Annotated in this window: 9 protein-coding genes; 6 read left to right on the top strand and 3 right to left on the bottom strand. The window is 71.8% G+C overall.

Going from position 1 to position 8,865, the window contains the following annotated elements:
* Positions 1-997, bottom strand: a 997-nt coding sequence (locus JOD52_RS16840; protein WP_239551955.1) for an aminoglycoside phosphotransferase family protein, incomplete at its 3' end; no start/stop codon positions are given.
* 95 nt (positions 998-1,092) lie between these two features.
* On the opposite strand from JOD52_RS16840, the gene JOD52_RS16835 reads away from it, so the two are divergent.
* Positions 1,093-1,989: an ornithine cyclodeaminase gene (locus JOD52_RS16835; RefSeq protein ID WP_204411363.1), complete on the top strand. Its 897-nt coding sequence runs from the start codon at positions 1,093-1,095 to the stop codon at positions 1,987-1,989.
* 78 nt (positions 1,990-2,067) lie between these two features.
* Here the strand turns inward: JOD52_RS16835 and JOD52_RS16830 are convergent, their stop codons facing one another.
* A complete protein-coding gene (locus JOD52_RS16830) occupies positions 2,068-3,357 on the bottom strand; it encodes a thermonuclease family protein (RefSeq protein ID WP_204411362.1) in 1,290 nt (429 codons plus the stop codon).
* Between the two features lie 155 nt (positions 3,358-3,512).
* Here JOD52_RS16830 and JOD52_RS16825 point away from each other — a divergent pair, with 155 nt between their 5' ends.
* The 3 genes from JOD52_RS16825 to JOD52_RS16815 are packed head-to-tail and all read left to right on the top strand — an operon-like array spanning position 3,513 to position 5,924.
* Positions 3,513-4,289, top strand: a complete 777-nt coding sequence (locus JOD52_RS16825; protein WP_204411360.1) for a glycosyltransferase family A protein — start codon at positions 3,513-3,515, stop codon at positions 4,287-4,289.
* Positions 4,286-5,005, top strand: a complete 720-nt coding sequence (locus JOD52_RS16820; RefSeq protein WP_204411358.1) for a hypothetical protein — start codon at positions 4,286-4,288, stop codon at positions 5,003-5,005. The genes JOD52_RS16825 and JOD52_RS16820 overlap by 4 nt, the downstream gene beginning before the upstream one ends.
* Before the next feature lie 4 nt (positions 5,006-5,009).
* The gene (locus JOD52_RS16815; protein ID WP_204411357.1) at positions 5,010-5,924 is read left to right on the top strand and encodes a LysR family transcriptional regulator; all 915 of its coding nucleotides are present in this window, start codon (positions 5,010-5,012) and stop codon (positions 5,922-5,924) included.
* Between the two features lie 59 nt (positions 5,925-5,983).
* Here JOD52_RS16815 and JOD52_RS16810 read toward each other — a convergent pair whose 3' ends face one another.
* A complete protein-coding gene (locus tag JOD52_RS16810) occupies positions 5,984-6,274 on the bottom strand; it encodes a YciI family protein (protein ID WP_017823374.1) in 291 nt (96 codons plus the stop codon).
* A gap of 458 nt (positions 6,275-6,732) precedes the next feature.
* On the opposite strand from JOD52_RS16810, the gene JOD52_RS16805 reads away from it, so the two are divergent.
* Both JOD52_RS16805 and JOD52_RS16800 read left to right on the top strand, forming a co-directional pair.
* On the top strand, positions 6,733-7,872 hold the full coding sequence (locus tag JOD52_RS16805; protein WP_204411354.1) for an ABC transporter permease: 1,140 nt from the start codon (positions 6,733-6,735) through the stop codon (positions 7,870-7,872).
* The gene (locus JOD52_RS16800) at positions 7,869-8,687 is read left to right on the top strand and encodes an ABC transporter ATP-binding protein (protein WP_239551954.1); all 819 of its coding nucleotides are present in this window, start codon (positions 7,869-7,871) and stop codon (positions 8,685-8,687) included. The genes JOD52_RS16805 and JOD52_RS16800 overlap by 4 nt, the downstream gene beginning before the upstream one ends.
* Positions 8,688-8,865 lie beyond the last annotated feature (178 nt).

The raw sequence follows: 8,865 nt of genomic DNA, 5'->3' as shown, positions 1-8,865 counted from the left end.
GAGCGATCATGCGGCCCCGGAAGTGCTCGGCCTGCGGGTACTGCGCGGCCCACACGGCGTTGACCGTGAGGCGCACCAGGGTCCAGGCCTGCACCCGGTCCAGGTCCAGCCCGGCGGCGTCGGCCACCACCTCGGCGCGCAGGCGCACGTGGGTGCGCAGGGAGTGGGCGCGGTCGGCGGCATCCTCGCGATTCCACACGATCGGCGCCACGGCATAGGCCCACTCCCCCGCTACGGGCTTCGGGTCGATCGCCAGCCAGGTGCCGCGCGGGGCACTGCCCTCACCGCTGCTGCCTGCTCCGCTGTGCCGCGGGCCGATGCCGGGGCCGGGGCCGCTGCCGAGCGGGGCCAGCACGTTCAGGTCGTGCAGGTCCTCGTGCACCAGCCGTGCCGGCGGTGCATCGACGAGCAGGTTGACCAGCGTGCTGCGGGCCTGCTCGGTGAGGCGGCGCGGCACCAGGGGCCCCGCGTCGGCGAGCTCCTCTCGCCAGCGCTCGGCCTTCTGCTCGACGGTGTCGACCTGCGGCAGCGGCGCACGGTCCAGCACGGTGAACAGCCGACCGATCTCCTCGCAGGCCTCCAGGATCGGCACGGTGGTGAGATCCCGGGAACCGTCCAGGCGTTCCAGCAGCAGCGCCTGATCTGCGGGGGATGCCGCCAGCAGCCGCACCGCTCCGCGGCCGTCCCAGGCGCGCAGGGCCAGGTGCTCGTGGCGGGCCTCCACGTGCGGCCAGGTGAGTTTCAGGACGACAGGTTCCGCACCCTCCCGCATCACCGGGATGACCAGGGCGTTCTCTCCGTACCAGGGGTCCCCGTCGACCGTGAGGTCCCACTGCTCGCCGAAGCGGGCGGCGAGCTGCGGGAGCCCGGCCAGCCAGGCGTCGCCGTCGATCCCCGCGCTGCCGGTCCCCGCGCTGCCGAGGCCTGTGCTGCCGAGTGCTGTGTCGGGCGCACGGCCCGCGATGCGCGCGGCGAACTCCTCGGGGATCCGGATCATCGTCCCAGCGTAGGCGGACGTGAGCTCTGTGGAGCGGAGCACGAGCACCCTGGATGACCCCGCCCTCGCTCCGCCTGCCGCGTTACCGTCGAGGCATGATCCATCTTCGCGACGACCAGGTCCGTGAACTCCTGCCCTCCCCCGCCGATGCCGTGGAGCTGCTGCGCGACACCCTGCTGGCGCTGGCCGACGGCTCCGCCTCCGTGACCCCGAAGTCGCAGGTGGTGCACGAGGAGGGCGGTTTCGCCAACGCCATGCCGGCCGCCTGGCCGGAGCGCGGCCTGCTGGGCATCAAGTGGGTGACGATCACCCCCTCGAACCGTGAGCACGGCAAGGAGATGATCGACGGCCTGATGGTGCTGTCCGGGGCCGACGGCTCCACCCGCGCCATCATGGACGCCGCCGAGCTGACCGCCCTGCGCACCGCCGCCGTCACCGGCGCCTCCCTGGCGCTGGACAACCGCCCGATCGCCTTCCTGGGAACCGGGGTGCAGGCGCGCTCGCACGCCCGCGTCATCGAGGCACTGGGACGCGGCCCGCTCTCCGTGTGGGGGCGCCGGGCCGGGGCACTCGAGGACCTGGTGGCCTGGGGCCGTGAGCACACCCCCGGCCTGGAGATCCGCACCACCACCGACCGGGCCGACGCCCTCGCCGGGGCGGGTGTGGTGATCAGCGGCCTGCCGATCGGGCTGACCGGCAGTGACATCCAGCCCGGCGAGGTGGCCGCCGACGCCACCCTGCTGCCCCTGGACTACGCCTCCACCGCCGGGGCGGCCCTTGCCCGCACCGGCACGGTGGTGGCCGATGACCCCGAGCAGTACGAGATGCTGCGCCCCCTCAAGCACGGTGAGGACTACCCGCGCGCCACCGGCGCCACCGGTGACCTGCTGCGGGAGGGCAGGCCCTCGGGTCTGGTGGTGGCGCAGAACCTGGGCAGCGGCCTGGGTGACGTGGTGCTGGCCGATGCCGTGGTGCGCAACGCGGAGGGCTAGGAGGCACCTGCCGAAGGCGAGGGGGAACCCCAGGCAGCGCGCTCCGCGGGCAGCGGACCCCTCACACGGAACTGCTGGTCACGAGCACTTCCGGAACGTCTTGCCACCGGGCATTCCGTACCGCTTGCCGGTGTACCCACCGTCGTCGGAGTACGGGATCTCCGGGCCGTAGGGCGTGCAGCCGGACCCGGACTTCTTGCCCCCGGAACCGCTGCCAGACCCACCGGACTTCTTCCCACCCTTCCCGGAGTCGGACCCACCTCCGGAACTATTGCCGGACCCACCGGACTTCTTCCCGCTGGAGCCGGACGAGGAGCCTGACGAGCCGCTCTTCGCACCCGACCTCGCGCTCGATGACTTCTTCCCGGAGCTCTGGGAGGTCGAGCCGGACGACTTCGGGGCGGGGGCCTTCGCCTTGGGACGCTCCTGCCCCTGGCGCTCCCGTTCTTCCCGTTCGCGCTCCTCGCGTTCCTCACGTTCGCGCTGCTCCCGCTCCTCACGTTCGCGCTGCTCCCGCTCTTCGCGTTCGCGCTGCTCACGTTCCTCGCGGAGCCGCTCCTGCTCCTCGTCGTACGCCTTCTTCTCACCACGAAGGGTGTCCCGCGTGGACTCAGCACCCCGTCCCAGGTCGCGCACCTCACGGCGCGTCTCGGAGAGGAACCGGTCCATCCCAGAGCCGAGCATGACGGCATGGCCGAGACCGGGCAGCCCCTCCGCCTCCAGACCGAGAGCCAGGGCGTCCACATCCGCCACGAGTTCTTCTGCCGCCACCAGCGGGGTCGCCGGATCGCCGTCGACCCCCGTGGGGATCCCGTCCAGCGCGGAGGTCAGCGATGCCACCTGGGCCGGGATGGTGCAGTCGATCGTCGGCGAAAACAGGCCCCGGGCGTTCTCGCGCGCGTCCTCGGATGCCTCGGTGACCTCACGAAGGAACCTGTCGTTGGGTTCGAACAGCACCGGGACGCCGAGCCCCGCAGCAGCGATCTCCGCGTTGACCAGGGAGTCCGATTCGACGACACCGGCCAGGGTGCGCCCGTAGCGGTCCTCGCGCTCCTCGTCGTACTCCAGCTCGATCTCGGTGCCCGCAGGCAGCCTCTCGGTGAGGAAGGCCGTGGCCTCCGGGCCCAGGCACTGCACCGGATGGTCGGGATGCTTGGTCTCCGGGGTGTCGATGTTCAGCAGCCGGATCGTGAGCTCCTGCCCAGCGACCTCGGCGATCAGGGTGTCGCCGTCGACCACACGGACCACTTCCCCGCGGTTGTCGTCGTCGGCGAGCACATTCACACCGACCGCGATGGCGAGCACACTCACCAAGCCCATCGCGGAGACCTTCTTCCAGCCGGTCAGCCCGCCCGTGGACGCACCCATCTATCCTGCCCTCATTCCTTCGTGGCCCGTGCACCGTCACCCGGGCTCCACCTGGGAACATCGTCGCGCACGGCACCGACGAACGAGGACCGGACCCAAGGTGCCCCCCATCACATCCCACGTGGCTCTGATCTGCCCGTGGTCTACTTCCGGGCATGCCCAGTCCCGTCGCCGCGCACCCGACCTGCTCCGTCGTGGTCCCGGTGAAGGACGACGCGGCCGAGCTGCGCGGGCTGCTCGACGCCCTGGCCCGGCAGACGGTGCCGCCGCTGGAGATCATCGTGGTGGACAACGGCTCCGTCGATGACAGCGCCCGCATCGCGGCCCAGGCCGGTTGCCGGGTGCTGAGCGAACCGCGGCCCGGGATCGCGGCTGCGGCATCCATCGGGTACGACGCAGCCCGTGGCGATCTGATCCTGCGCTGCGACGCCGACTCCCGCCCCGGGCCGACCTGGGTGGCCGCCCACCGAGCCGCCTATCAGGCACCTACCCGCGATCGTGAGGTCGTAGCGGTCACCGGGCCCGCCCGGTTCCGGCTCCCGTTCCCCCTGGACATCGTCACCTCCGCGCTCTACCTGGGCGGATACATCGTCGCCACCGGCGCCGCGCTGGGGCATGTGCCGCTGTTCGGCACCACCATGTCGATGCGCCGCACCTGGTGGCAGGGGGTGCGCGGGGGCGTCTCCGCCAGCGCCGAGGTGCACGACGACATGGACCTGTCCTTCCAGGTGCGGCCGCACGAGACCGTGCGCTTCGTCCGCACCGTGGCGGTGGACATGTCCCCCCGCGCGATGCGATGGGGAAGCCTGGCCGACGTGCGCTTCCGTCGCGCCTTCACCACGCTCGCACGCGCCTGGGCGGACGAGAAGCCCTGGGAGCGCTGGGAGCACCGGCTCCGCCACGGTCGCGCCCTCGGACAGGACTCTCGATGAGCACGTCCATCAGCAGCTCCGACCGTTCCGGCAGCTCCGCCCGTCCCAGCAGCTCCGACTATCCCGTCGGCGCGAGAGCGGGGCACGTGCCTCTCTCGCTGCGACTGGTGGTGCGGTGGTCCGGCCTGGTCCTCGCCATCGGGCTCGCTGCAGCCGGCATGTGGGTCGAAGCAGCTGTAGCGATGCTGGTGGCCCTGGGCCAGGTGCTGGCCTGGCGCTGGCGTCTGCCCTGGGTGTGGGAGGTGGCCACCTCGGTGACCGCACTGGTCGCCGCGATCAGCTCCTACCTGTTCCTGTACGAGCGGTGGAGCTGGTGGGACCTGCCGGTGCACTTCGCGCTGACTGCGGTGGTGTCGGTGCTGGTGGCGTGGATGTTCGACGTGGGGGTGCGGGGCCGCCGTGCGCCTCGCCCATGGCTGATCGTCCTGTTCGGCGCAGGGCTCGCGTGGGTGTGGGAGATGCTGGAGTGGTGGGGCCACCATGCCGTGGATCCGCGCGTGTACATCGCGCCTCTGGACACTGTGGGCGACGTGACCGCCGGGCTGGCAGGAGCCACCGTCGCCGCCTGGTGGTGGCGTCGTGAAGCCCACCGGGCCGCCGCCCCACCGCCGACCGCCGTATCGCCGCCGAGCGCTGCCGCACCGCCCACCGCCGCCTCACCGCAGGGCGCCCGGGGCGATGCGCAGGAGCCGGGCAGCCACGTGTCCGTACGATGAGCCCATGGATCCCCGTCGACTGCTGATCTTCCGCACCGTGGTGCGCAACGGTTCCATCGGTGCCGGTGCGCGCGAACTGGGGTGGACGCAGCCTGCGGTCTCCCAGCACCTGGCCGCGCTGGAGAAGGAAGTGGGCACCCAGCTGCTGCTACGCTCCTCGGCCGGGGTGACGCCCACCGAGGCCGGCAGGCGCCTTGCCCTGCACGCCGAGGCGATCGCCGCCCAGCTCCACGCCGCCGAGGAGGAGCTGGCCGACATCACTGCCCTGCGCCGCGGCACGGTGCGCTTCGCGACGTTCCCCTCGGCCGCGGCGGTGCTGCTGCCGCCGGCGCTGGCCCGGCTGCACCGCACCAGCCCCGAGCTGGACGTCACCTTCTCGGAGCTGGAGCCGCCGGATGCGGTGGTGGCCGTGCGCGAGGGCGAGGTGGACCTGGCACTGGTGTTCCGCTACCCGGGCACCGATGTGGATGCCGAGGGCACCCTGGAGTGGACAGGGCTGATGGAGGACCGGGTGCTGGCCGTGCTGCCGGAGGATCACCCCCGTGCAGATAATCCGGACCTGCGCCTGGCCGACCTCGCCGAGGAGCAGTGGATCGCCGGCTGCGAGCGCTGCCGCGCGAACCTACTGGTCAACGCCCGACGGGCCGGGTACGAACCGCGCGTGCGGCACTCCACCGATGACGCCATCGTGGTGCAGCGCCTGATCGTGCACGGCGGCGGGGTGGCCCTGCTGCCGGAGACGGCACTGGAGGCCTACCGCTCCGACGGCGTGATCGCCCGCGCCCTGCCGGACCTCGAGGACCGCACCATCGGCCTGATCAACCGCAAGGGCGCCCTGTCGATCCCGGCAGTGGGCGCACTGCGGGATGCGCTGGTGTCGGTGGCGAACGAGCGCTCCGTCTGCGCCGCGCACATCTGAGCCGCGACGCCGGGGCGGCCCCGGCGCACTCCTGATACGCGACACCGCACCGTGGCAGGTCAGCCCAGGGCGGCGAACTCCCCGATCACCACGTTCCAGCCACGGGTGGTGGCCTCGGCGATCAGGCCCTCCCGGCGGAACGGGTCGTCGGCCAGCACGGACTGCGCGTCCTGCATGTCGTCCCCCCGCACGATCAGCAGTGCTGCCGCGTCCCCGTCGGTGAGCGGCCCGGACAGCAGCAGGCGTCCGGCCTCGTACTGCTCGCGCAGGAAGGCGCGGTGCTCTGCGCGGTACTGATCCAGCTTCGCGGCGTCGTCGACATATCGGTAGGTGACGGCATACGTGGGCATGGGGTCTCCTCGTGGGGCGGGTGGATGTGACGTCAGGGCCGACGTTACCGCCCCGTGTGGTCTGACCCGGGACAGGTCCATCAGTTCTGCCCTCGCCGGTGTCCTTGCGCTGGCTACCCCCGTCTCCCCCCTCCCCGCCCTCCTCACCCGCCCCCTCACTCTCCCGCTCACCGAGCCGTTGACTTTGAGGGGTATCCGGCCTCATTCCTCCCAAAATCAACGGCTCGGTTATCAGAACCGTCCGGCGCGCCTCCCATCGACGCCCCGCCCCGCACTCCAGCGCGCTCCCGGAACCCGACCTCCCATGTGAACCGCACCTCTGTCGGACCCCTCAGATGGACCCCGACGTTTTAACCGACATACCGTTGACATGATGCCGACGCCGCGTTGGCATCACAGCGTCGGCCGCCCGTCGCACCACAACCCCCCGCACCACGACCCACCGAGGACCCCGCCCCATGTTCCTTGCACTACGCGAGCTGCGCTTCGCCCGCGGCCGCTTCGGCCTGATGGGGGCGGTCATCGCCCTCATCGCGATCCTGATGGTGATGCTGTCCGGCCTGTCCGCCGGGCTCGTCAACGACGGCGTCTCCGGCCTGAAGAAGCTGCCGGTCACCGCCTTCGCCTTCGACCAGGGCACCAAGACCGACAACGCCTTCTCCCGCTCGGTGGTGGATTCCGAACAGATCACCGCCTGGAAGGACCGCCCCGACGTGGAGCTCGCCGAGCCCGTCGGCGCCGGCATGATCAACGTGACCACCACCGACGGCACCCAGGCCGACCTCTCCCTGTTCGGCATCGAACCGGGCAGCGCCCTGGAGCCGGAGCTGTCGGTCGGGCACGGCCTGGGCGCTCCGCACGAGGTGGTGCTCTCCGAGACCGCTCGCAGCGAGGGCATCGAGATCGGCACCGTGCTGACCGTGGACCGCATGGACACCGAGCTGACGGTGGTGGGCTTCACCGACGGGCAGGCCACCTTCGGGCACGTGGACATTATGTACCTGCCGCTGGACACCTGGCGCCTGCTGATCTCCGGCCAGGCCCAGCCCGGCGCTCCCACCGCAGAGCAGCTGGACGCACTGGACTCCGACACCGCCAGCGTGGTGGCCCTGCAGGCCGCCGACGACGAGATCGACCTCGCCGCCGGGGACGCCGCGGCGACCACCACCGCGATGCCGCTGGAGGAGTCATTCAACGCCTCCCCCGGCTACCAGGCCGAGACCCTCACCCTCAGCATGATCCAGTGGTTCCTCTACGCGATCTGCGCCCTGGTGATCGGTGCGTTCTTCACCGTGTGGACCATCCAGCGCACCCAGGAGCTCGCCGTGCTACGCGCCATCGGCGCCTCCGGCGGCTACCTGCTGCGCGACTCCCTGGCCCAGGCCGCCCTGCTGCTGGTGATCTTCACCGGCGTGGGCGTGGGCGCCGGGATCCTGCTGGGCAACGCGATGCCCGAGGGCATGCCGTTCTCCCTGGAGCCCGCACCCATCGCCGTGGCCACCGCGGTCACGATCGCCTGCGGCCTGGCCGGCGCCACCATCTCCGTGCTGCGCGTGCTGCGCATCGAACCCGTCACCGCCCTGGGAGGCAACCGATGACCCACACCACCACCACGACCCACCCCTTCGCCGCGGCCGGCGCGACCGAGAGCCTGACCCACGAGGCACCGGCCGGCGGGCCCACCCCCGCCCTGTCGCTGCGGAACGTGAACCTCACCCTCGGTGACGGGGACTCGCAGGTCACCGCCCTGGACGACGTGGACCTCGATGTGCAACCCGGGGAGTTCCTGGCGATCGTCGGCCCCTCCGGCGCCGGCAAGTCCTCCCTGCTGGCTGTGGCCGGCACCCTCTCGGCCCCCACCAGTGGTGAGGTGCTGATCAACGGCCAGGACGTGGCCGCTCTGCGCAAGGGCTTCGGCGGCCAGGGACGCCTGGCGCGGTTCCGCCGTCATAACATCGGCTTCGTGTTCCAGAGCGGGAACCTGATCCCCGCCCTCACCGCGGCCGACCAGCTGCGCCTGGTGCACCGCCTGGCCGGTAAGGCCGGCAGCTCGAGCGACGGGAGCAGGACCAGCGGGCGCGGGGCCGACGGGCGCGGCTTCGACCCGGAACCGCTGCTGGCATCGGTGGGCATGGAGCACCGCGCCCACAACTGTCCCGGCGCCCTCTCCGGTGGCGAGCGCCAGCGCGTCGGCATCGCCCGCGCCCTGGTGACGCGGCCTGCGCTGCTGCTGGTGGACGAGCCCACCGCCGCCCTGGACCGCGCTCGCAGCCGCGAGGTGGTCCAGCTGCTGGCCGCCCAGTCCCGCGAGCAAGGGGTGGCCACCGTGATGGTCACCCACGACCACGACGTGCTCGATCACTGCGACCGAGTGCTGGAGATGGTCGACGGGCGCCTGGGCAACCCTGCCTGACCCCCTCCGGGCCTATGTGAGCCCCACGGCGCGACGGGAACCGGGTCTGCGTGACCCCTCCGCCGCGACGGGAACTCTGTCCCCGTCCTCGCCTGGGCCCCGTATCCTGGGGCTGACCAGCACTGCTCTCCCCGCCGTCGGCGGCCCGCAGCGAACTCACCTGAGTCCGCACGGGCCG

The organism is Brachybacterium muris (genome assembly GCF_016907455.1).
In the GTDB taxonomy this organism is placed as follows: Bacteria; Actinomycetota; Actinomycetes; order Actinomycetales; family Dermabacteraceae; genus Brachybacterium; species Brachybacterium muris.
Note: the sequence above shows the minus strand (reverse complement) of the source record. Positions and strands in the feature narration are given on the sequence as shown.

Bases quoted from the DNA above. Each gene is read 5' to 3' on its own strand.
- JOD52_RS16835 (WP_204411363.1), top strand. From the start codon at position 1,093: ATGATCCATCTTCGCGACGACCAGGTCCGTGAACTCCTGCCCTCCCCC.
- JOD52_RS16820 (WP_204411358.1), top strand. From the start codon at position 4,286: ATGAGCACGTCCATCAGCAGCTCCGACCGTTCCGGCAGCTCCGCCCGT.
- JOD52_RS16800 (WP_239551954.1), top strand. From the start codon at position 7,869: ATGACCCACACCACCACCACGACCCACCCCTTCGCCGCGGCCGGCGCG.
- JOD52_RS16810 (WP_017823374.1), bottom strand. From the start codon at position 6,274: ATGCCCACGTATGCCGTCACCTACCGATATGTCGACGACGCCGCGAAG.
- JOD52_RS16805 (WP_204411354.1), top strand. From the start codon at position 6,733: ATGTTCCTTGCACTACGCGAGCTGCGCTTCGCCCGCGGCCGCTTCGGC.
- JOD52_RS16825 (WP_204411360.1), top strand. From the start codon at position 3,513: ATGCCCAGTCCCGTCGCCGCGCACCCGACCTGCTCCGTCGTGGTCCCG.
- JOD52_RS16830 (WP_204411362.1), bottom strand. From the start codon at position 3,357: ATGGGTGCGTCCACGGGCGGGCTGACCGGCTGGAAGAAGGTCTCCGCG.
- JOD52_RS16815 (WP_204411357.1), top strand. From the start codon at position 5,010: ATGGATCCCCGTCGACTGCTGATCTTCCGCACCGTGGTGCGCAACGGT.